This window comes from Amycolatopsis palatopharyngis (genome assembly GCF_003385185.1).
In the GTDB taxonomy this organism is placed as follows: domain Bacteria; phylum Actinomycetota; class Actinomycetes; order Mycobacteriales; family Pseudonocardiaceae; genus Amycolatopsis; species Amycolatopsis palatopharyngis.
Genome location: NZ_PQHZ01000054.1, coordinates 16,384 through 38,615, shown reverse-complemented (window position 1 = coordinate 38,615; position 22,232 = coordinate 16,384). Strand labels below are relative to the sequence as shown.

Annotated in this window: 20 protein-coding genes; 13 read left to right on the top strand and 7 right to left on the bottom strand. The window is 67.7% G+C overall.

Translation table 11 applies throughout. The features are described from left to right. The first annotated feature begins 138 nt into the window (after positions 1–138). Positions 139–2,250, top strand: a complete 2,112-nt coding sequence (locus D0C15_RS28500) for a DNA polymerase III subunit gamma and tau (protein WP_116051210.1) — start codon at positions 139–141, stop codon at positions 2,248–2,250. 93 nt (positions 2,251–2,343) lie between these two features. Here the strand turns inward: D0C15_RS28500 and D0C15_RS28495 are convergent, their stop codons facing one another. Beyond that, a complete protein-coding gene (locus D0C15_RS28495; RefSeq protein ID WP_425455438.1) occupies positions 2,344–3,150 on the bottom strand; it encodes an N-acetylmuramoyl-L-alanine amidase in 807 nt (268 codons plus the stop codon). A gap of 72 nt (positions 3,151–3,222) precedes the next feature. Between D0C15_RS28495 and D0C15_RS28490 the strand changes: the two genes are divergently transcribed. The 8 genes from D0C15_RS28490 to D0C15_RS28455 all read left to right on the top strand — a co-directional run bounded on the left by D0C15_RS28490 (position 3,223) and on the right by D0C15_RS28455 (position 12,429). Continuing rightward, on the top strand, positions 3,223–3,600 hold the full coding sequence (locus D0C15_RS28490) for a YbaB/EbfC family nucleoid-associated protein (RefSeq protein ID WP_116051209.1): 378 nt from the start codon (positions 3,223–3,225) through the stop codon (positions 3,598–3,600). Between the two features lie 168 nt (positions 3,601–3,768). Continuing rightward, positions 3,769–4,365 (top strand): recombination mediator RecR, encoded by a 597-nt coding sequence (gene recR, locus D0C15_RS28485; protein ID WP_116051208.1) that lies wholly within the window; start codon positions 3,769–3,771, stop codon positions 4,363–4,365. 11 nt (positions 4,366–4,376) lie between these two features. Then, entirely contained in the window at positions 4,377–4,943 is a 567-nt protein-coding gene (locus D0C15_RS28480; RefSeq protein ID WP_245976342.1) for a uridine kinase family protein, read from the top strand. Between the two features lie 550 nt (positions 4,944–5,493). Beyond that, positions 5,494–7,134, top strand: coding sequence for an ABC transporter substrate-binding protein (locus tag D0C15_RS28475; RefSeq protein ID WP_116051207.1), 1,641 nt, complete (start codon positions 5,494–5,496; stop codon positions 7,132–7,134). 117 nt (positions 7,135–7,251) lie between these two features. Continuing rightward, entirely contained in the window at positions 7,252–8,253 is a 1,002-nt protein-coding gene (locus D0C15_RS28470) for an ABC transporter permease (RefSeq protein WP_211323354.1), read from the top strand. Positions 8,254–8,266: 13 nt separating this feature from the next. Then, a complete protein-coding gene (locus tag D0C15_RS28465) occupies positions 8,267–10,360 on the top strand; it encodes a dipeptide/oligopeptide/nickel ABC transporter permease/ATP-binding protein (RefSeq protein WP_116051206.1) in 2,094 nt (697 codons plus the stop codon). Continuing rightward, positions 10,360–11,703, top strand: coding sequence for an ABC transporter ATP-binding protein (locus D0C15_RS28460; RefSeq protein ID WP_116051205.1), 1,344 nt, complete (start codon positions 10,360–10,362; stop codon positions 11,701–11,703). Before D0C15_RS28465 ends, D0C15_RS28460 begins: the two co-directional genes overlap by 1 nt. An 84-nt stretch (positions 11,704–11,787) precedes the next feature. Further along, positions 11,788–12,429, top strand: a complete 642-nt coding sequence (locus D0C15_RS28455) for an NAD(P)H-binding protein (protein ID WP_116051204.1) — start codon at positions 11,788–11,790, stop codon at positions 12,427–12,429. 5 nt (positions 12,430–12,434) lie between these two features. Here D0C15_RS28455 and D0C15_RS28450 read toward each other — a convergent pair whose 3' ends face one another. Beyond that, a complete protein-coding gene (locus tag D0C15_RS28450; RefSeq protein WP_116051203.1) occupies positions 12,435–13,373 on the bottom strand; it encodes an EamA family transporter in 939 nt (312 codons plus the stop codon). Positions 13,374–13,509: 136 nt separating this feature from the next. Between D0C15_RS28450 and D0C15_RS28445 the strand changes: the two genes are divergently transcribed. Then, positions 13,510–14,418 carry a LysR family transcriptional regulator gene (locus tag D0C15_RS28445; RefSeq protein ID WP_116051202.1) on the top strand — a complete coding sequence of 303 codons (909 nt, stop codon included), beginning with the start codon at positions 13,510–13,512 and terminating at the stop codon, positions 14,416–14,418. A gap of 85 nt (positions 14,419–14,503) precedes the next feature. On the opposite strand, the gene D0C15_RS28440 is transcribed toward D0C15_RS28445, so the two are convergent. Beyond that, a complete protein-coding gene (locus D0C15_RS28440) occupies positions 14,504–15,079 on the bottom strand; it encodes a DedA family protein (RefSeq protein WP_245976339.1) in 576 nt (191 codons plus the stop codon). A gap of 131 nt (positions 15,080–15,210) precedes the next feature. On the opposite strand from D0C15_RS28440, the gene D0C15_RS28435 reads away from it, so the two are divergent. Beyond that, positions 15,211–16,128, top strand: a complete 918-nt coding sequence (locus D0C15_RS28435) for an SDR family oxidoreductase (RefSeq protein WP_116051215.1) — start codon at positions 15,211–15,213, stop codon at positions 16,126–16,128. A 3-nt stretch (positions 16,129–16,131) separates the two neighbouring features. On the opposite strand, the gene D0C15_RS28430 is transcribed toward D0C15_RS28435, so the two are convergent. Further along, positions 16,132–17,112, bottom strand: a complete 981-nt coding sequence (locus tag D0C15_RS28430) for a helix-turn-helix transcriptional regulator (RefSeq protein ID WP_116051200.1) — start codon at positions 17,110–17,112, stop codon at positions 16,132–16,134. Positions 17,113–17,119: 7 nt separating this feature from the next. After that, the gene (locus D0C15_RS28425; protein ID WP_211323353.1) at positions 17,120–18,010 is read right to left on the bottom strand and encodes an SDR family NAD(P)-dependent oxidoreductase; all 891 of its coding nucleotides are present in this window, start codon (positions 18,008–18,010) and stop codon (positions 17,120–17,122) included. 97 nt (positions 18,011–18,107) lie between these two features. On the opposite strand from D0C15_RS28425, the gene D0C15_RS28420 reads away from it, so the two are divergent. Further along, complete coding sequence (locus D0C15_RS28420; RefSeq protein WP_116051199.1) at positions 18,108–18,701, top strand: TetR/AcrR family transcriptional regulator; 594 nt, start codon at positions 18,108–18,110, stop codon at positions 18,699–18,701. A gap of 219 nt (positions 18,702–18,920) precedes the next feature. Here the strand turns inward: D0C15_RS28420 and leuA are convergent, their stop codons facing one another. Continuing rightward, positions 18,921–20,720 (bottom strand): 2-isopropylmalate synthase, encoded by a 1,800-nt coding sequence (leuA, locus tag D0C15_RS28415; RefSeq protein WP_116051198.1) that lies wholly within the window; start codon positions 20,718–20,720, stop codon positions 18,921–18,923. Positions 20,721–21,164: 444 nt separating this feature from the next. Here leuA and D0C15_RS28410 point away from each other — a divergent pair, with 444 nt between their 5' ends. Next, positions 21,165–21,479 (top strand): hypothetical protein, encoded by a 315-nt coding sequence (locus D0C15_RS28410; protein WP_116051213.1) that lies wholly within the window; start codon positions 21,165–21,167, stop codon positions 21,477–21,479. A 3-nt stretch (positions 21,480–21,482) separates the two neighbouring features. Here D0C15_RS28410 and D0C15_RS28405 read toward each other — a convergent pair whose 3' ends face one another. Further along, positions 21,483–22,076, bottom strand: a complete 594-nt coding sequence (locus D0C15_RS28405; protein WP_116051212.1) for a nitroreductase family protein — start codon at positions 22,074–22,076, stop codon at positions 21,483–21,485. Positions 22,077–22,232 lie beyond the last annotated feature (156 nt).

Here is a 22,232-nt window from a genome sequence, read left to right as displayed (position 1 = left end):
CCTCCCGCCCTTCCGAAGTTCCCCAATGTGGCATTCGGGAACTTAGACGTCCCCAATGTGGCATTGGGGAACTCCAACGTCCCCAATGTGGCATTGGGGTACTCCGGCAGTGTCGGGGACGGCCGGTAGTCTCGCCCCGTGGCATTAGCGCTGTACCGCAAGTACCGTCCGGCTACCTTCGCCGAGGTCGTGGGCCAGGAGCACGTCACCGAGCCCCTGCGCACCGCACTGGCATCCGGACGAATCAACCACGCGTACCTGTTCTCCGGGCCGCGCGGGTGTGGCAAGACGTCCAGCGCGCGAATCATGGCGCGTTCGCTGAACTGTGTGGAAGGGCCGACGCCGGACCCCTGTGGTGTGTGCAACTCCTGCGTCGCGCTCGCGCCGGAGGGCCCCGGCAGTGTCGACGTCACGGAGTTGGACGCGGCCAGCCACGGCGGTGTGGACGATGCCCGCGAACTGCGCGACCGCGCCTTCTACGCACCCGCGGAGTCCCGCTACCGGGTGTTCATCATCGATGAGGCGCATATGGTCACCACGCAGGGCTTCAACGCCCTGCTCAAGATCGTGGAAGAGCCGCCGGAACACCTGATCTTCATCTTCGCCACCACCGAGCCGGACAAGGTGCTCACCACGATCCGCTCGCGGACCCACCACTATCCGTTCCGGCTGATTCCGCCGAGCTCGATGCGGGAGTTGCTGGAGCGCAACGTCGCGGCCGAGGGCATCCCGGTCGAGCCCGCCGTGTTCCCGCTCGTGGTCAGGGCGGGCGGCGGTTCGGCGCGAGACACCCAGTCCGTCCTCGACCAGCTCCTGGCAGGCGCGGGGCCCGAAGGCGTCACCTACGACCGTGCGGTTTCCCTGCTCGGCGTCACCGATGTCGCACTGATCGACGACATGGTGGACGGCCTCTCCGCCGACGACGCCAGCGCCGTTTTCGGCACCGTCGAGAAGCTGACCGAGGCCGGGCACGACCCCCGCCGTTTCGCCTCTGACCTGCTCGACCGGCTGCGTGACCTCGTGCTGTTGCGGGCCGTGCCCGACGCCGCGCGACTCGGCATGGTCGCCGCTCCCGAGGACGAACTCAACCGTATGGTCGCCCAGGCCGAGCGCATCGGTCCTGCCACTTTGTCCCGATACGCGGAGATCGTGCACAACGGCCTGCTGGAGATGCGTGGAGCGACCGCGCCCCGGCTGCTGCTGGAGTTGCTCTGCGCCCGCATGCTGCTGCCTTCGGCCGCAGACAGCGAGGAAGCGCTGCTGCAGCGACTCGAACGTCTTGAGCGCAGGGCCACCGCGGCCGCGAGTAGTGCGCCACCGGCTCCGGCGCCCACGACACCCGCAGCGCCGGTGGCACCCACGCCATCGCGGCAGGCGCCGGCCGCTCCCGCGCAGGCCTCGCCCGCCGCGGCCGAGGGGCAGGCGGACGCACGTTTCCAGCGACCTTCCCAGCGTCCGGCAGAGCAGGCCGCCGCGGGCCAGGCTCCCGCGGGCCAGCAGCCAGCGCGCGAGGAGCCTCCGGCCGCCGAACCGGGCGCACCCGCGCCAAGCCAGGCGCAGCCCGAGGCCCAGCCGGAGGCGTCGGCCGAACCCGGTGCCGATGGCTCGGGAGCACTCGACGCCACAGCCGTGCGGCGGGTATGGCCGGAGCTGCTCGCCGCCATCCGCAAGATTCCCGGTGGCCGCAGCACCGAGGCGATGCTCACCCAGGCCACCGTGCAGAGCGTCGAGGGTTCCACCGTCGTGCTGACCCACAGCGCTGCTCCGCTCGCCCGGCGGCTGGCCGAGCAGCACAACTCCGAGAAGATCGCCACGGCACTGCACGACGTCCTCGGCGGAAGCTGGCATGTGCAGTGCGTGCACGGCGGGGCGGGTCAGGCGGCCGGCGGGCGGGCCCGTCAGTCCGCCGCCCCAGCACGCGGTGTCCAGCAACCGCAGCGGCCGGGCCAGGCGGGGGAGCCAGCGCAGCAGGAAACGCCGCGCCAGCAGCAACAACAGGTACAGCGCGCGTACGCCCGGCCGTCCGCGGCGGCGGCCCCGCAGCAGCCGCAACAGCCGCAACGGCCTGCGCCGGTGCAGTCGGAGCCGGACATCCCGCTGCCGCCGGAACCCGAGGACGAGGACGAGCCGATCGACGATGCGGGCCCCGCACCGGCGGACGCCGTCCCCGCCGCCGCCACACCGGACGACCCGGACGAGGTAGCCCACAAACTGCTCTCGGAGCACCTCGGAGCCCGCCCCCTGGAATGACCCCTCCCGCACCCGGGTTGGAGCGTTTGCAAGTACCCCCAAGCAAGATCACCAAGGGCTTTTTCCGCTGCCAACCCTGACTTTCGCGTCGGGTCAAAGGTCCAGATAGGACGCGATCCCCGCTGCGATCGCGTCCGCATAGCGTTGCCGTCCGTCCGGAGTGGACATCATCGCGGCCTCGGCAGGGTTGCGCATGTTGCCACATTCGAGGAGCACCGAGGGCCGCGTCGACAGGTTCATCCCGGCGAGGTCGTCGCGCGGGGAAAGGCCACCCTCACCGATATACGTCGACAGCGGGAAATCCGCTGCCAGCAAATCGGCTCGCAGTTCGCGGGCCAGCTCCTGGGCCGGCGCTCCCTGCGCTTCATTGAGCGCGGGCGCGGAGTGGGCGATATGAAAGCCCCGTGCGCCGGGGGTCGTGGCACCGTCGGCGTGGATGGAGACGACGGCGTCGGCCCCGCTGTCGTTGCCGATCCGCGCCCGTTCGTCGACACACGGCCCCACGCCGGTGTTGTCCTCACGGGTGAAGATCACGCGCACGCCTTGCGCGGTGAGAATGTCGCTCACGCGATTCGCGACGTCGAAATTGAACGCGTGCTCAGCGAATCCGGCGTCGGTGGCGGTTCCGGTGGTGTTGCAGGCCTTCGTCCTGCCCCGGCCAGCCGGAACCTTCCGGTTCACCTCGCCGGGTGCTGCCGCGTTGCCACCGTTGTGCCCTGGATCCAGCACGACCACCGGCACGGGCTCCGGCACGGACGTGCGCGGCGCCGGAGGGGCCGAGGACTGGCTGCTCGCGATCGCGGAGCCAGTGGTGACGGCCGGGGCCTCGGTATCGCCGGGGCCGCAACCCGCGAGCAGGGCCGACCCGAGAACCGCCAGCACAACGACACGACCCCGCACGGTGAACACTGTGCCACCGGTACGACTACGCTGAAGACAGTACTGGCGAGTCAACGATCGGAAGCCGACATCATGGTGCAACCCGGCGGCGGAATGCCCGACATGCAGCAGATTCTGCAGCAGGCCCAGAAGATGCAGGAACAGCTGGTCACGGCGCAGCAGGAACTCGCCGAGACCGAGGTGACCGGCACAGCGGGCGGTGGGCTGGTCACCGCGACAGTGTCCGGCGGCATGGAGCTGAAGGACCTCACGATCGACCCCAAGGTCGTCGACCCCGAGGACACCGAAACGCTCGCGGATCTCGTCGTCGCCGCGGTCCGCGACGGAATGGCGACCGCGCAGAAGCTCACCGAGGAGAAGCTGGGACCACTCGCGGGCGGGCTCGGCGGTGGCGGCGGAATGCCGGATCTCGGCGGCCTCGGCGGCAGCCTCGGTCTGCCCGGTCACTGAACGGCGTCTGGGAACGGTGGATTACGAGGTCGTGGTGATTAGTGAAACTCGGCTGACGCAGTCCCGCTATCGAGGCGGCAGGGCGTCGAGCAACAGGACTGGAAAGTCGCTGGGCGTCAGAGCCCTGGCGACTCGATCGCGGACCCGAGTTCTCAGACAGGCACTGACTTGTACGAAGGAGTAGTCCAGGACCTCATCGACGAACTCGGGCGCTTGCCCGGCGTCGGTCCGAAAAGCGCCCAGCGCATCGCCTTCCATCTGCTGGCCACCGAACCGGCGGACATCTCCCGCCTGCAGGAGATCCTCGGCAAGGTCAAGGAAGGCGTGCAGTTCTGCGAGATCTGCGGCAACGTCTCCGAGCAGGTCCAGTGCCGCATCTGCCGGGACCTGCGCCGGGACCCTGGCCTCATCTGCGTGGTCGAGGAGCCAAAGGACGTCCTCGCCGTGGAACGCACCCGCGAGTTCCGCGGGCGCTATCACGTGCTCGGAGGCTCACTCGACCCGTTGTCGGGCATCGGCCCGGACCAGCTACGCATGCGTCAGCTGCTGACCAGGATCGGCGCGGAGGAGGTCACCGAGGTGATCATCGCGACCGACCCGAACACCGAGGGCGAGGCCACCGCGACCTATCTCGTGCGCATGCTGCGTGACTTCCCAGGACTCACCGTCACCCGATTGGCCTCCGGTCTGCCGATGGGTGGCGACCTCGAGTTCGCCGACGAACTCACCCTCGGCCGGGCCCTGTCCGGACGCCGCACACTCTGACGGCGGCCGTGGTGGTGGATCTGCTGGATCCGGACACCACCGCGGTCGTTCGTGCCGTACTCGCGGCACCGCCCCGGCTCGGCGCCACTCGCCTGCTCGCCATCGACGGCCCATCCGGCTCGGGTAAGTCCACCCTGGCCGGAGCGGTCTGCGCCGGGCTGCGCGGGGCCGGCGTCAGCGCTGCTCTCGTTCCCACGGACGACTTCGCCACCTGGGACGACCCGGTGGGCTGGTGGCCACGCCTTGCCGAGGGCGTGTTGGACGAGATCGCGGCGGGGCGTCCTGGGCGGTACCGCCGGATGGACTGGAGCAGCGGCGTTCCCGTGCTCGGTGCGTGGGTCACGGTGCACCCGCCTGCGGTTCTGGTCCTGGAAGGTGTGTCGGCCGGACGTGCTTCCATCCGCCCACTGCTGTCCTACTTGTGCTGGCTCAGTGGCCCTGAACCGGCAGAACGCTTGGCGAGAAGTGTCGCGCGCGACGGCGAGCAGACCAGGGCCGAACTGCGCGCGTGGCAGGAGTTCGAGCGAGGCTGGTTCACCGTCGACGCGACCTGCACCCGTGCAGACAAGGTTCTCTGACATTCCCTGACACGGTCGTGCCCGACGGACTGCGGTAAGTCGGATCTCCGTATCGAGGTCCGTCCCATGCGCTGCTGTCTCGTGTTCCGGCTCGGAGGCGAGAGACGGGATCACGCAGGCAGCTTCTGGCCACCGAATGGAGCAATGAACCCCGCCATTCAGGCCAACTTGTCACTCTAAGTATTCAAAAATTTCCAATCTTGGCGAGCGTATCCACTGACCGCGCCTCCGTGTACCCCTTCTTGTTGCACGTGTACCGAGTCGTCGGTCCGGTTCGGCTACCCGTGGCTCGTGCGCTCAGAAGTCCGGGAAGCCGCTGCTCAACAGGTAGATCTGACGCGCTGGCAGGCCTTTGAGGTCAGCTGGTTCGGCGTCGAAGCGACCCGGCTTTGAGGGTCCGCTCTTAGTGGTGTCCATTCGGGTGACAAAAATTCACCCTGTTCACTCTCTGTTGGTTTCCGGATCGTGACCCGCTTCGCGGTTGGTGGCGACGGTAGCTGATCTAGGGTGTGTCCCATCGCACGGAATCCGGACACAACCGAGGTGTGTAATGACCAGTACGCGAACGATCCGCGCATCGCGGCCAAGCCGGCTGCGACGGGCGGGAATCGCCGGCACGGCGGCCATCACCATGGTGCTGAGTGCCTGCGGTGGTGACGGCGGCCAAGGCGGCGGTGGTGACGGCGGTGGTGGTGGCATCATCATCGGCACCAACGACGACGTGCCCTCGCTCGACCCTGCCGAGTGCTACAGCTACATGTGCGGCACGATCATTGACAACGTCGGCGCGACGCTGGTCAGCTACAAGCCAGGCGAGACGGATCCGAGCCCGGACCTGGCAGCGGCCGAGCCGGAGATCAGCGAGGACGAAAAGACATACACGTTCAAGCTGCGGCAGGGCGTCAAGTTCCACGACGGTTCGGACCTGACCAGTGAGGACGTGAAGTTCTCGCTCAACCGCGCCAGGTGGATCGCCCACCCGGACGGCGCCAGCTTCCTGCTGGGCGGCATCGATAGCATCGAGACCCCCGACCCGCAGACCGTGGTGATCACACTGGCGGAGCCCGACATCACCTTCGGTGCGAAGCTGGCCTACAACGTGGCGACCATCGTCCCCTCGGACGGTGCCTTCAAGTCCCCAGAGGGGCCCCTGCCGGAGGACGCGCCGCAGGAGGAGAAGGACTCCTTCCTCAACCAGGAACTGATCGCCGCCGGCCCGTACACACTCGAGGAGTTCCGGCAGAACGAGTCGATCGAACTCAGCAAGTTCGCGGACTACTTCGGCGAGCCATCGAAGAACGACCAGGTGCTGGTCAGGTTCTTCGCCGAGAGTTCCCAGATGCAGGCGGCTCTGCAGTCCGGCGACATTGACGTGGCCTTCCGCGAGCTCACTCCGGAACAGCGGGAGAGTCTGCAGAACAGCGAGGACATCAAGACCGTCGAGGGCAAGGGCGCCTCGATCCGGTACATGGTGTTCAACATCGATCCGAAGAACAAGGTGATCAGCGAAAAGAGTGTCCGGCAGGCGATCGCCGCCACGATCGACCGGCAGCGTCTGGTCGACAACGTGCTCGCGGGTGGCGCGGAGCCGTTGTACTCGATGGTCCCGCCGCTGTTCGAGGATGCCAACGTGCCCGCGTTCAAGGACTTCTACGAGGGCAAGAACGCCAGCGACTTCCTGGACGAGCCAGTCTCCATCGACCTCTGGCACGAGTCGAGCGGGCACTACGGTGACACCGAGACCGCTCTGGCCCAGGAGATCGGCCGGATGCTGGAGGAGAGCGGCATGTTCAAGGTGAACGTGCAGAACGCCGAGTGGGCGCAGTACTCCGACAACAACGCCCCAGCCGCCACCAGCCCGTACCCGACGTACCTGCTGGGCTGGTACCCGGACTTCCTCGACCCGGACAACTACATCCAGCCGTTCTACGACTCCAAGGGTTACACGCAGAACTACGACAACCCGAAGATGGACGAGCTGATCGCCCAGGAGCAGACCGCGGACAGCTCGGACTCACCGCAGCGAATGGAAACGTTCAAGGAGATCCAGCAGCTGGCGGCCGAGGACGCGCCGATCGTTCCGCTGTACGTCCAAACGCCGTTCGCCTTTGCGAGGAACAACATCCAGGGCCTGGAGGAGACGATGGACGCTTCCCAGGTGTTCCGCTTCAACCTGCTGTCGAAGCAGTAGTGGACAGGGTGGAATAACGCATATCGGGACGGTCTCGGCGGCCTGCACGGCCGCCGAGGTCCGTCCCGGTCTGGCGCCTCACAAAGGAAGGTCTTGGCAGGCGTGAAACCTGGTTCGTTGGGCCGTTACATTGTTGTTCGGCTGCTCCTCGCCATTCCGATGGTGCTGATTCTGCTCACTCTGGTTTTCTTGCTGTTGCGCGCGATTCCCGGCGACCCGGTAACGGCCACCCTCGGTGGGCGGGCGACGCCGGCGCAGATCGAGGCGGCGCAGAACGCGATGGGTCTCAACGACCCGTTGATCGTGCAGTATTTCGAATACATGGGCGGTGTGCTGACCGGCGACTTCGGTACTCCGGTCACCGACCCGCGCGGCGTGGTCGAGATCGTGGTGGAAACCGCGCCGGCCACCATGGAGCTGGCGCTGGCGGGAATGCTCGTGGCGGTGACGGTCGGCATCCTGGTGGGCGGCCTCTCCGGGCGTCTCCGCGACACCCCGTTCGACATCGGCGGGCGCCTGTTCGGCATCGTCATCTACGCCGCCCCGGTGTTCTGGACCGGGCTGCTCGCGCAACTGTTCTTCGCGGTCAAGCTGGGCTGGCTGCCGAGCAGCGGGCGAGCAGGAGGCTTCGACGCGCCGGAGTCGATCACCGGGTTCTACGTGCTTGACTCGATCATCACCGGCGATATGGCCGCCCTGCAGAGCACGCTCGAGCACCTGATCCTGCCCGCGGTCACCCTCGGCCTGCTCGTCGGCGGAATCTTCATCCGGCTGGTGCGGGTCAACATGATGCAGACCCTGCGCTCGGATTACGTGGAGGCGGCGCGGGCGAGAGGATTGCGCGAGCGCAACGTGCTCTACCGGTACGGGTTCAAGACCGCGCTCATCCCGATCGTGACCATCATGGGACTGCAGTTCGCACTGCTGCTCGGCAATGCGGTCCTGACCGAGCGAACGTTCAACTGGCCGGGGCTGGCGCAGGCACTGGTCGACTTCATCGCTCAGCGCGACTACGCGGCGGTGCAGGGCATCGTCACCTTCATCGCACTGGTGATCGTGGGAGTTTCGTTGCTTATCGACGTCGTCACTGGGCTGGTCGACCCACGAGTGCGGTACTGAGGAGGTTGCCCGCATGAGTACAGAGAATGTGGACGCCGTCGGCCCGGTCCGCCGTGATCCGGAGACCGGTGAGACGAAGACTGGTGTAGCTGCCCGGCTCGCGCACGCGTGGATGCCGTTCCGGCGGGCCAGCCGGGTGTCGAGGGTGCTGATCTTCAGCGGCCTCGGCGTCGTGGTGCTTTTCCTGCTCGCCGCGTTCATCGGCCCGCTGATCTACGAGTTCGGCGGTACCCAGTACCGCGTCGAGGTGGCGCCCGGCGAGTTCGAACCCATCGAGGCATTGCAGCCGCCGTCCGGCGAGCATCCACTCGGCACCACGCGCGACCAGTTCGACGTGCTCGCCAGAATCATCGACGGTGCCAGCCTCGCGTTCACGGTGATGGCACTCGCGGTGTCGATCGCGATGATCGTCGGCGTGACTCTCGGGCTGCTCAGCGGCTACCGGGGTGGCCCGATCGACCGCGTGCTGGTGACCGTGATGGATTCGGTGTACGCGTTCCCGCCGCTGATCCTGGCAATCATCGTTGGCTTCGCGCTGTCCGCGATCATCAGCCCGGGCGTGGTTCCCGCTGCTGCCGCCGTGGGCATCGTCTATATCCCGCAGTACTTCCGGGTGGTCCGTAACCACACGCTCTCGGTGAAGCAGGAACCGTTCGTCGAGGCCGCACGGTCGATGGGCGCGAAGGAACGCACTGTCCTCGGGCGCTACGTGTTCTTCAACGTGGTGCAGACCGTGCCGGTGATCCTGACACTCAACGCCGCGGACTCGATCCTGGTGCTGGCTTCACTCGGGTTCCTCGGCTACGGCGTTCCGCCACCCACGGCGGAGTGGGGTTACGACATCTCCCGCGCCATCACCGACGTGCCCGCGGGTGTCTGGTGGACGGCGCTGTGGCCAGGGCTCGCCATCGTGATCCTGGTGACGGCACTGACCCTGCTGGGCGAGGGCCTCAACGACGTGATCAACCCGCTGCTGCGCAGCAGGGGTAAGACCGGGCCGAAGATCGAGCCGGCTCCTCGCGAGGACATGTCCGCTCACGACGGTGCCGCCAACGCGGTCGCTGGCGCGGCGGACACCGGGCTGGAGCGATGGCGACCATCGGTGTCGGTGCGCGATCTGCGGGTCGGGTACCGAACGCCGGACGGTCCGTTGTGGGCGGTCGACGGCGTCGACTTCGACGTCTATCCCGGTGAGAGCCTGGGCCTGGTCGGTGAGTCCGGCTGCGGAAAGACATCGCTAGGCAGGGCGTTGATGCGGCTGATGCCGCCGGGTGGTGTCGTGCGGGGCAAGGTCGAGGTGGCGGGCGAGGACATGGTCGGCATGTCCGAGTCGAGGGTCCGCAAGAAGCGCGGTGAGGACCTCGGGCTCGTCTTCCAGGAGCCGATGACGCGGCTGAACCCGCTGATGAAGATCAGCGACCACTTCATCGAGATGATCCGCACCCACCAGCCCGGGGTGTCGAGGGCCGAGGCCCTCGCACGCGCTCGCACCGCGCTTTCCCAGATGGGTATCCCGCCAACGCGGGTGGAGTCCTATCCGCACGAGTTCTCCGGTGGGATGCGGCAGCGCGCCATGATCGCGCTGTCCATCGTGCTCGAGCCGCGGGTGATCGTGGCCGACGAGCCGACGACGGCGCTGGACGTGATCGTCGAGTCACAGATCCTGGACCTCTTCGGCCGGTTGCGTTCCGAGGAGCAGATCGGTCTGCTGCTGGTGACTCACAACCTCGGCCTCGTGGCGGAGACCTGCGACCGGGTCGCGGTGATGTACGCGGGCAAGATCGTCGAGATCGGACCGGTGGACGAGATCTTCAACGACCCCAAGCATCCCTACACGCGTGGGCTGTTGGCATCCACCATCTCCCTGGAGACCACCGAGCTGCAGTCCATCGACGGTTACCCGCCCAATCTGATCGATCCACCGCCAGGATGCCGCTTCGCTTCGCGGTGCCCGTACGTGATGGAGCACTGCACCGACGCTGAGCCTCAGCTGACCGAGACCAATCCGGAGCAGCGTGCCGCCTGCTACCTCTACCCGGGAGCGGGCGCACCGGTGCCGGAGGGCGTGCGCGCGCCGGCGGGCAACCCACAGGAGACGGGAGTCTGATGAGCCAGGACGAGCCCGAGGCCGGCGCCACTGTGGACAGCGGCCGCGGTGAGCCGCTGCTGTCCGTGCGTGACCTGAAAACCCACTTCGTCAAGGGCGGCAAGCTGTTCGGCCGCGGTGGCGAGAGCGTGGTCAAGGCCGTTGACGGCGTCAGCTTCGACGTGTGGCCCGGCGAGGTGTTCGGGTTGGTCGGGGAGAGCGGCTCCGGCAAGAGCACGCTGGGCCGTTCGATTCTCAAGCTCGTGGAACCCACATCGGGCGAGGTGCGCTACGACGGCCGCGACCTGATGCCATTGCGCGAGCGGGAGATGCGCCCGTTGCGCCGCGAGCTCGGCCTGATCTTTCAGGATCCGAACGCCTCGATGAACCCGGCGATGACCATCGGCCAGGGAGTGGGCCATCCACTGTGGATCCACGAGATGGTCAGCACGCGCGCCGAGGCGCGCAAGAAGGTCATCGAGATGCTGGAGCGGGTCGGGCTGCATCCGGCGGAGAGCTTTCTCGACCGCTACCCGGAGGACCTCTCCGGTGGGCAGAAGCAGCGGCTGGTGATCGCCCGTACCCTGATCACCGAGCCGAAGTTTGTGGTCGCGGACGAGCCGGTGGCAGCGCTCGACATGAGTGTGCGGGCGCGGGTCCTCGAGCTGATGCTCGAACTGCAACGCGACTTCAACCTGACCTACCTGTTCATTACCCACGACCTGGCGACAGCCCGGTTCCTGTGCGACCAGATCGGCATCCTGTACCTCGGTGAGTTCGTCGAGCAGGGACCGTCGGACCTGCTGTTCGACGACCCGAAGCACCCGTACACCCGCTCGCTGCTCTCGGCGATCCCGCTGCCCGACACGCGCAGACGCGACCGGGTGAAGACGCTGCCGCGCGGCGAGATCCCGGATGCCTCTCGGCCACCCGCGGGATGCCGGTTCCATCCACGCTGCCCGGACGCGTTCAACGTCTGCGGTTGGCAGGGCCAGGACCTCATCGATGCGATCGAGGAACGTTGGACCACAGTGGACCAGGACACGGCGGACAGGGAGTTGGACCTGCTCGGCAAGCCCGGTAGCGCCGAGATCGCGACGACTTCCGCGCGGTTTCCCGCGAGTGCTCCCGAGGAGGTCGCCGAGTGGCTGCGCTCGGTCGGCCCGGAACTGCCTGCGAACGTGTTCTCGGCGGTCACCGACGTCGAGGTGGAGGATCGTGGCGTGACCGTCCGGTTCGGACCTGGACCCGAACCCGGTGTGCAGCAGGTCGCGGGCCGGAACGTGGCCTGTCATCTGCACGGTGTCGTGGTACGCCCCGACGGGGTGCACGTCGGCGACCCGAAGGAGCTGGCCGACGAGTAGCTGCCTGCGGGCGTGCGGGTCCGGGCGCGGGTTCTGCTGCCCCGTTTCGCTGCGCGTTGGCGCGAAACGGGGCAGGATCAGGGGATGCAGGTCACCGTATTGGGCTCGAGCGGCCGCACCGGGATGCATATCGTCCGGTTGCTGCGCGCCATGGACTACTCCGTACGCGCCGGGGTGCGCAGCAGGCAGCGCGGTGAGGAGGCGGTCCGGCTCGGCGCGTTGCCGGTGATCGCCGACGTCGCCGCGGACCCCGAGGAGCTGGTGCAGGCGTTCGACGGCAGCCAGGTGGTGATCAACGCAGCCGGCGCGGGTGATCCGGATCCGGCCTCGGTGAACCTGGTGGATCGCGACGGCGCGATCAGTGCCATTCGGGCCGCCGAGAAGGCAGGCGTTCAACGGTATGTGCAGCTGTCGGCACAGTTTGCCGACTCACCCGACCAGGGCGACCGGCTGGTGCGCTCGATTCTGCTGGCGAAGCAGATCTCGGACAGCATCCTGCGCCGATCGAGCCTCAACTGGACCGTCGTCCGTCCCGGCACACTTACCGACCACCAGGCGACAGGCCGGGTGAAGATCGCCGGGCACCTGGAAGCCGGGCGGGTGTGCAGGGCAGACGTCGCCGCGGTCGTCGTGGGAGTACTGGACGAGCCGCTGACCGAGAACCGCGGGTTCGACGTGCACAGTGGCGACGTCCCGGTCGGTGCGGCTCTCGCCGCTCTCGAATGAGGAGCTCAGACCGGCACTTTCCCGTCGAAGCGCCGCTCGGGCTCGTCCTCCGGCTCGCGCTTTCCCGGGAAAGTGCGAGCGCGGCGGCGCAGGGAACCGAGTAGTACCCCGGTCACGACGACGAGGCCCGCCACGATTTCCAGGACGGCAGGCCGCTCGTCGAGCAGCAGGAACGCGAGCGACATCCCGACCACCGGCACGAGCAGCGAGAACGGTGCCACCACCCCGGCCGGGTTACGGCGCATGAGTGTGGTCCAGATGCCCGAGCCCACGACCGTGCCGAACAGCACGATGTAGGCGAGTCCGCCGAGGGCGGTCAGTCCCCCGGTGCTGTTCAGCGTCGAAAGCGCGGCCCACTGTTCGCCCGGTCCTTCGAACGCGAGGGACAGCGCGAACATCGGCAGCGGCGGCACCACCGACATCCACAGGGTGAGGTGCAGCGGGTTCCGCGGCTGCGCCTGCCTTGCGCAGAGGTTTCCCAGTGCCCAGCTCAGCGCGCCGAGCAGGGTCAGCACCACCGGCAGCAGCGCGGCGTACTCCGCGCGGTGCCAGGCGATTGCCGCCATCCCGCCGACGGCGAGGGTGATCCCGATGAACTGCCTCGGCGACACCTTCTCGCGCAGGAGTACCGCGCCGAGCAGCACGGTGAACGGGGCCGACGCCTGTAGTACCAGCGAGGCCAGACCGGTCGGCATGCCGATGTCCATGCCGACGAACAGGAACGCGAACTGCAGCGTTCCGAAGCCGAGTCCGTAGCCGATCAGCCACCGCAGCTTGACCTTCGGCCAGGGCACCAGCAGCACGGTGGGAATCGCGATGATCAGGAAGCGCAGCGACCCGGCGAACAGCGGCGGGAAGTGCTCGATGGTGGCGTGGATGGCGAGAAAATTGCAGCCCCAGAGCACCGCGACGAACACGGCAAGCAGGCGATCACGAACCAGCATGGGTGCGCAGCACTCCTTGGGGGGCGGTGGTCGGGCGACGGGTGGGCATGGTGCCAGGTTCGCCGAGATTTTCGTGAAGGACCAGCGAGATTATTTGCATTCACCGTGCAGTTTGCCTTCACATACACTGGATACCGTGGATATCGGCAGGTTGCGGACGTTGCGGGAGTTCGCCGATCGCGGAAGTGTGATCGCCGCCGCACGCGCCCTGCACTGCACGCCGTCGGCGGTGTCCCAGCAGTTACGTGCGTTGCAGGCGGAGGTCGGGCTGCCGCTCACCGAACCGGCGGGGCGTGGCCTCCGCCTCACCGACGCCGGGAGGGCGCTCGTCACCAGGGCCGACGACGTGCTCGCTGCCCTGCAACGGGCGGAGTCCGAACTCGACACCTACCGCAGCGTGCCGCGGGGGCGGGTGCGAGTGGCGGTGTTCCCTTCGGCGGCGCTCATGCTTCTGCCCGGTCTGCTACGCCGGATCGCTGAGCACGACCGCCTCGACGTCGAGGTGCGCGATGTCGACATGACTCCTCCCGAGGTGCCCGGACTGGTCGCCGACTTCGACGTCGTGGTCACCCACCGCGACGAACACGCCGAGCCGTTCGATTCGGAGCGGCTGGAGGTCGTGCGGTTGCTGCGCGAGCCGCTGGATGTCGCGCTGCCACCAGGTCACCCGCTCGGTGACCGTGAACGTGTCGACCTCACGGAACTCGCAGGCGAACGCTGGATCGGCGTCGATGTCGGCTTCCCGGTGGACGATGTGCTGCGTTCGCTGGCCACTCGCACCGGTGTCCGGCCGCAGGTCGTGCACCGGATCAACGACTTCCGGATCATCGAAGCACTGGTGGCCGACGGCCACGGTATAGCGCTCCTGCCCCGCTACACGATGGACACGGCGGGGCAGCGCCGCCTGCTGCGCAGACCCCTGGCCGGGATCCGCGCGGCGCGGCTCGTCGAGGCGGTCCTCAGAGTCGGTGCTTCGGCCCGCCCCGCGGTGGCCGCCGTACTCGAGGCGCTGAGCGCCGAGGCGCGCGAGGTCACCCCTTCATGACCGCACTTTCCCGGGAAAGTGCGAGTCGAAAAACTCCCGCCCCTGGTCGCGGGCTTGCCCCCTCGCACTTTCCCGGGAAAGTGCGTTACGCGGGCGTACCCATTCGCGCGCGCAGGGCGAGGCTGATGATCGCGCCGAGCAGGAGTGCGACGCCGAGGGACAGGAGCAGGCTCAGCCCGGGTTCCTGGACGAGCTGCCCGCCGAGGTAGCCGAGCAGAGCCGTGTAGCCCGACCACAGCGTGACCCCGATCGCGGAGGCCGTGAGGAACGTCCGCGGCGGCCAGCGCAGTGATCCGGCCAGCAGGGCTCCGACGGTTCCCCCGGAGGGCAGCCAGCGAGCGATGATCAGCATCGGCCTGGCGTGTGACTCGGACTGCCGGGTCAGCCAGTCCAGACCGGTCCGCACCCCGCGCCGGTTGCCGAGGCGGTCCACCACCGACGGCCCGCCGTGCCGGGCGAGTGTGTACAGGAACTGGTCGCTGAGCAGGCAGCCGGCCGCGGCCACCAGCACCACAGGGACCAGTGACCACTCCTGCTGTGCCGCTGCCACGCCCATACCGATCAGTGCCACCTCGGTGGGCAGCAGCGGCACCAGCGCGATCACGAACAGGGCCAGCATCCCGGCCGTGTAGACGTCCACATGAGAGATAACGCGGAACATCCGAAAAAGAATCCGCGGCCCCCTTCCCCGCTGAGAGATCCCTCAGCTGTGCGGGCGAAACCATGACAGGAGTTGGCGAGGTTCGCCGCGACAGTGGTCACGTGAAGGTCACACCGACGGACGGGAGCACGATGAGCGGGAAGCTTCAGGGCAAGGTGGCGCTGGTGGCCGGTGGTACACGGGGTGCGAGCCGGGCGATCGCGATCGAACTCGGCAGGGCGGGCGCGAAGGTGTACGTCACCGGGCGAACCACCCGGGAGCAGCGGTCCGAGGTGAATCGGCTGGAGACCATCGAGGACACTGCCGAACTTGTCGCCGAGGCGGGCGGTGACGGCGTCGCGATCCGGGTGGATCACTTGGATCCGGAGCAGGTGCGCACGCTCGCCGAGCGCATCGACAGCGAGCAGGGCCGGCTCGACATCCTGGTCGACGGCCTGTGGGGCGGCGATGGCTACCTCGACTGGGGCAAGCCGGTGTGGGAACAGTCGTTGGACGGCAGCCTGCGGATGATCCGGCTGGGTATCGACGCGCACATCATCACGAATCACTTCCTGCTTCCGTTGCTGGTGCGCAGGCCAGGTGGGCTAGTGGTGGAGATGACCGACGGCACAGCCGAGTACAACGCGAAATACCGCAAGGGCACGTCGCTGCCGTTCTACGTCGCGAAGGCCGCCGCGCACAATCTCGCGCTGGCTCTGGCCGACGACCTGGCGCCGCACGAGTGCACGGCTGTGGCCATAACACCGGGCTGGTTGCGGTCGGAGGCGATGCTGGACGAGTTCGGTGTCACGGAAGAGAACTGGCGGGACGCGCTGGAGAAGGTGCCCCATTTCTGCATCTCCGAATCTCCTGCCTACGTCGGTCGAGGGGTCACGGTGCTCGCCGCGGATCCGGCTGCGGCGCGATTCACCGGGCAGACCCTGTCCAGCGAACAGATGGCTTTGGAGTACGGATTCACCGACGTGGACGGCAGCAGGCCGGTGGGCTGGAAGTACATTGTGGAGGTCGCCGACGCGGGCAAACCGGCGGATCCCACCGGCTACCGCTGAGGTCTAACTGTTGCGGGCTGCCATCGCCCTTGCCGTTTCGGCGAAGGCGGCCCGCAACCGCGCGGGTTCGAGGATCTCCACCTCGCCGCCGAACCCGAGCAACTGGGACAGCGCGATGTCCTGCCGCTCCATTCGGAGGTCCACTTCGGTCCAGCCGTCCGTATCCGGTGCGGCGGAACTCTCCAGTGCTGCCAACGCGACCTCGGCATCGATGAAACCGGTCAGCATGCGCATGCCTGCCGGGCTCAGCCGCAATCGCACACGGTCGTGGAACAGTGTCCGCTCGAACTGCGTTGAGGACTGCTGCCACCAACTGGCTAGGTCGAAGTCGGTTGGCCGGTCGAAGTGCTCGGCGGTTTCGCCGGCGGCGCTGATCCGCGCGACCCGGTACGTGCGAATCGTGTCCGCGTCCGCAACCAGTGCGACCAGATACCAAACGCCCGCTTTCAGTACGAGGCCTAACGGATCGACCTCGCGTTCGACGGATTGCTCGCCTCTGCGATAGGTGATGCGCAGACGCCGCTGAGACCACACCGCCCCTGCAACCGTCGCGAGAGCACCGGTGTCCCCATCGGTGTCCTGCTTGCGAAACCAGCCGGGTGCGTCGAGGTGAAAGCGTTGCGCCACCTCCTGTGCCTGCTCGCGTAGCGGTGCGGGCAGGGTCGCCGACACCTTGGCGTGCGCAGCCGCGACAGCCGTACCGAGGCCGAGTTCGGTGAGCGCGCGGGGAACGCCCATCGCGAAGATCGCCACCGCTTCCCGGGACGTCAGTCCGTCCAGCCTGCTGCGCCAGCCTTCCACGAGACGTACGCCACCGTGTCGTCCCGGCTCGGTCCACAGTGGAACTCCGGCGCCCTGGAGCGCGGCGATGTCGCGGTGCATCGTGCGTTCCGAAACGCCGAGTTCCTCGGCCAGTTCGGCGGCAGTGGCGCTGCGCTTGCGCTGCAGGGTGAACAGCAGAGCTACCAGACGTTCCGCGCGCATCCTCCGATCATGCCGTGGTCTCCGTACTTGTGCTTCCGGAGGGCCAGGTGAATCCCGGATCCTTCTCGTAGTCGTCCCGCCGGGCCTCCAGGGCCATCCGCACCATGTCCTTCGCGCCGGGTCCGGCGACCCAGCGAAGCGGCGGGTCCGTCAGTTCCAGCAGTTCGAGCAGGCTCTCGGCCGCGATGGATGGCGGCGCGTCGGTCGCGTCCTCGCCCTGCTCGGCCGGGTTCGCGTCACTCAGGTCCGGATAGCGCGGTGCGGCGAAGATGCCTTCGCGCAGTTCGTCGTATGCCCCGTTCTCCTCGGCGAAACGCATGCTCCTGCCGAACCAGTCGGTTGCGAAGCCGCCGAGTTCGAGGAGGTGTACGCCGATCCCGTGTGGAGCGACTTCCTGGGCGAGGGCCACGCTGAAGCCTTCGAGCGCCCATTTGGTCGCGTTGTACAGGCCGAAGAACTCCATCGCGCCGACCGCCCCCACGCTGGAGACCTGCACGATCCGGCCCTGGCCTGCGGTGCGCAGGTGCGGGAGCACCGCCTGGGTCACCCAGAGCGCGCCGAAGAAGTTGGTGTCGAACTGTGCGCGAGCCTCGGCCTCGGAGATTTCCTCGGTCGCGCCGACGAGGCCGTAACCCGCGTTGTTGACGACGATGTCCGGTGTGCCGACGGTGTCGGCGACGTCGTCGACGAGCTCGGTTACGGCTGCCCGGTCGGTGACGTCGAGTTCGCGACGGATCAGCCGGTCACCCCACTCGTACGCGAGATCGGTGAGGGCGTCGGCCCGGCGCACCGTGGCCACGACCTGATCTCCGCTGCGCAGTGCCGCTTCGGCGAAGGCTCTGCCAAGACCGCGGCTCGCGCCGGTGACGAACCAGAGCCGGTTTTCGGAGATCGGCACGAAGGGAGGCCTTTCGATCGTGGGTTCGTACGAGACGTATCGTCTCGGATGAACGAAGTGCTGTCAAGACGCCGCGTCTCGCGAGAGGAAGAGTCAGATGACGGAACGACGAGCCCCATCAGCGGCCCGGCGCAGTGAGCGGGCCAGGGTGGCGATCCTGGAGGCTGCCTACGACCTCCTGCTCGACGAGGGCTTTCTCGCGATGACGATCGAGGGGATCGCCGCGAAGGCGGGGGTGGGCAAGCAGACCATCTACCGCTGGTGGCCGTCGAAGAGCGCGGTCGTGTTCGACGCGGCACTACATGCGGGAGAGCAGGCCGCCGATTCGGGCGGGTTGCCCGACACCGGGGATCTGGCCGCGGACCTACGCCTGGTGCTGCACGCGATCGTGGACGAACTCCGCGACGAGCGGCGTTCCGCGGCGCAGCGCACGATCATGGTGGAGTCGATGCACGACGACGAACTGGCGGAGAAGGTGGTCGAGCACATCTTGCGTCCGCAACTGGAGCTGACCAAGGACCGCCTGCGCAACGCCGTCCGCGCTGGCCAGCTCAGTCCGGCCGCCGATATCGACGCGCTCCCCGACGCCCTCTACGGCCCCATCTTCTACCGCTGGATGCTCCGCACCCAGCCCCTGACCCACAGCTTCGCCGACCAGATCCTGGCCACCGCCCTAGCCGCCCACACCTGACTTTGCAGATTCCGTGGCCGACTTTGCAGTTTCGGTGGCCGAGTTGGCAGTTCCGGGGCAAGCCGACTACGTCAGGGAACCTGTCGGCCCCCCGGGATGTGCCAACTCGGCCCCCGGATGTGCCAACTCGGCCCCCGGATGTGCCAACTCGGGCCCGGGATGTGCCAACTCGGGCCCGGGATCTGCCAACTCGGGCCTGGGGCTGGCAGCTCGGGTGGGTTAGCGGTGGGAGCGGTTGACCGCGGAGACTACGGCGCGCAGGGACGCCGTGACGATCGACGGGTCGATGCCGATTCCCCAGTAGACGGTGTCGCCGATGGCGCACTCGATGTACGAGGCCGCCTTCGCGTCGTCGCCTGGGGTGAGGGTGTGCTCGCTGTAGTCCAGCAGCCGCAGGTCGTAGCCCACTGTGGACAGCGCGTCGAAGAACGCCGCGATGGGGCCGTTGCCCCGGCCGGTGATCTCGTTCTCGTCGCCTTCCACCCGCACGGTGGCCGCGATCTCGTACTCGCCGCCGCCGTTGTCGGTCACGTGCTGGCGCACCAGCTCCAGCGGCGTCCTCGGCTCCAGGTACTCGGCGGAGAACGCGTTCCACATCGTCGTGGGGTCGACCTCGCCGCCCGCGGTGTCGGTATGCCGCTGGATCAGCTGGGAGAACTCGATCTGCAACCTGCGCGGCAGGTCCAGCTGGTGCTCGCTCTTCATGATGTAGGCGATGCCACCCTTGCCGGACTGGGAGTTCACCCGGATGACGGCCTCGTAGGTACGGCCGACGTCCTTCGGGTCGATCGGCAGGTAGGGGACCTCCCATGGGTGCTCGTCCATCGGCACGCCCGCGCGCTCGGCCTCGCGCCGCAGCGCGTCGAAGCCCTTGTTGATCGCGTCCTGGTGGCTGCCGGAGAAAGCGGTGAACACCAGGTCGCCGCCCCACGGGCTGCGCTCGGGAACCGGCAGCTGGTTGCAGTACTCGACGGTCCGCTTGATCTCGTCCATATCGGAGAAATCGATCTGCGGGTCGATGCCCTGGCTGAACAGGTTCATGCCCAGCGCGACCAGGTCGACGTTGCCGGTGCGCTCGCCGTTGCCGAACAGGCAGCCCTCGATCCGGTCCGCGCCTGCCTGGTAACCCAGCTCCGCGGCCGCGATGCCGGTGCCCCGGTCGTTGTGCGGGTGCAGCGAGAGGATCACGCCGTCGCGCCGCTCCAGGTTGCGGTTCATCCACTCGATCGAGTCGGCGTAGACGTTCGGGGTCGCCATCTCGACGGTGGCGGGCAGGTTCAGGATCACCGGCCGTGCGGGAGTCGGCTGCCAGATGTCGGTGACGGCGTTGCAGACCTCGGCGGCGTAGGACAGCTCGGTGCCGGTGTAGGACTCCGGGGAGTACTGGAACCGGAAGTCGGTGTCGGAGTATTTCGCCGCGTACTCGGCGGCCAGTTCCGCACCCTGCAGTGCGATCTTCTTGATGCCCTCGCGCTCCTCGCGGAACACGACCCTGCGCTGCAGGATCGACGTCGAGTTGTAGATGTGCACGATCGCGCGGGCCGCGCCCTCCAGGGACTGGAACGTACGCTCGATCAGCTCGGGGCGGCACTGGGTGAGCACCTGGATCCGCACGTCATCGGGGATCGCGTCCTCCTCGATGATCTCCCGCACGAAGTCGAAGTCCGTCTGGCTCGCGGCGGGGAAGCCGACCTCGATCTCCTTGTAGCCCATCTTCACCAGCAGGTCGAAGAACTTGCGCTTGCGCGCGGGCGACATCGGATCAATGAGCGCCTGGTTGCCGTCGCGCAGGTCGACGGCACACCACAGGGGCGCGCGCTCGATGCGCTTGGCTGGCCAGGTGCGGTCGGGCAGGTCGATGTCCTCGACCAGGTCGAACCAGGGGCGGTAGCGGTGTACCGGCATCGACGAGCCGCGCTGGGTGTTCCACGCGGGCTGGTCGGCGGGGGCAGGCCGGGACGGCGTCCGGATACGGCTGGCGGACGCGCTGCGCGGCTGGGCTGGCTGGGGCGTGCTCATGCTGATGAAGCTCCTGCTCGGTGATCGGGTCGGCTGGCGACCGGCGGCACGGCGTTGGTGAACACCACAGAGCCCCGCGACGGGGAGCCGGTCCGATCAGGCCCCGTCGCGGCAGCGAAGCAGGAGAGCACGTGCCACAACTTCACTCTAACCACGGCCGCTCGGAAAAGGAAAGCCAGGATGCGATCAAACCGTTATGTGAGACGCCGCCCGCCGGGTTACTGACAGGTAGCGTTTCGGGTGAGCACATGCGAGACTTCCACCATGGCTGAGCATGCCGAGAGGACCGACAACGACAAGGCCCGCAGTGACGACGAGGCCCCGACGCAGGCGATGCCTGCGGCAGCGTCCTCGCCGTCCTCGCAGTCTGCGCAGTCCGCGCCGACATTCGCGGAGCGCAGGGCCGCCGACGAGGAGTCCGAGCGGAGAGCGGCGGCAGAGCGAATGCGCTGGCGTCGCGCCAAGGATCGGACGGTCGGGCTACTCGCATCCGTAGTGCGCTGGATCGGCCTGGTTTTCGCCGCGATCCTGGTGCTCCACGTCATCTTCGTGATCGGTGACGCCAACCCGGACAACGGCATCGTCTCGTTCGTCACCAGCTGGTCGGATTCGCTGTCCCTCGGGTTCAACGACCTCTTCACTCCCGATGACGAGAAGCTGCGCGTACTGATCAACTACGGCATCGCCGCGATCTTCTGGCTGATCGTCTCCGCCGTACTCGCCAAGATCATCCGCCGCGTGGGTGGCTCCTCGCTGTAGGTCCTACTCGAACACCGCTGAGCCCCACTCTCCGGTGAAGGCGAACTCCGACAGCGGCAGCCTGCTGCGCGGGGCGCGCTCTCGCTCGATGCTGCGCTCGTCGCCCAGCAGTCCGGGGTCGGCCTGCGCGCCGACCGCGATGGCGACGACCGGGCGCACCTCGTCCGGCAGGCTGAACTCACGGCGCACCGCGTCGGCGTCGAACCCGGCCATCTGGTGTGCCACGAGTCCTTCGGCCACCGCCTGCAGCACGAGATTCTGGGTGGCGAGGGCCACACCGTAGTCGGGGTAAGGCATCTCACCCTTCTCGTTCCTGGTGAGGGTGAGGCCGACCAGCAGCACCCCGGCGCGATGCGTCCACGACTGGTTTCCCCGGGTGAGTGTGGCGAATATCCGCTTGAAGGTCTCGTCCGAGCGCCTGCCGACCAGATACCGCGTCGGCTGGGTGTTGCCGCAGGACGGGGCCCAGCGGGCGGCCTCCAGCATCGCGCGCAACTGCGCGTCGCTGACCTCCGAGTCCGGGTCGAAGGCGCGGGGGCTCCACCGCCTCGCGATGAGGTCGTGCACTGCGGTACTCGTTTCCGCGAACTTGTCCATGGAACGCATGATTCCATCCTTCGGAAGTGGCCGGCGCCACAGCGAAGGGTGGTCTGCCGCACCCTCCCCGGTAGGCTGCTGGGTCAGAGTCGGACAAAACATGCGGGGTTTGCGGTTGTCCGCACGAGGTGGAATGGCCGCTGCCCCGGCGAGGAG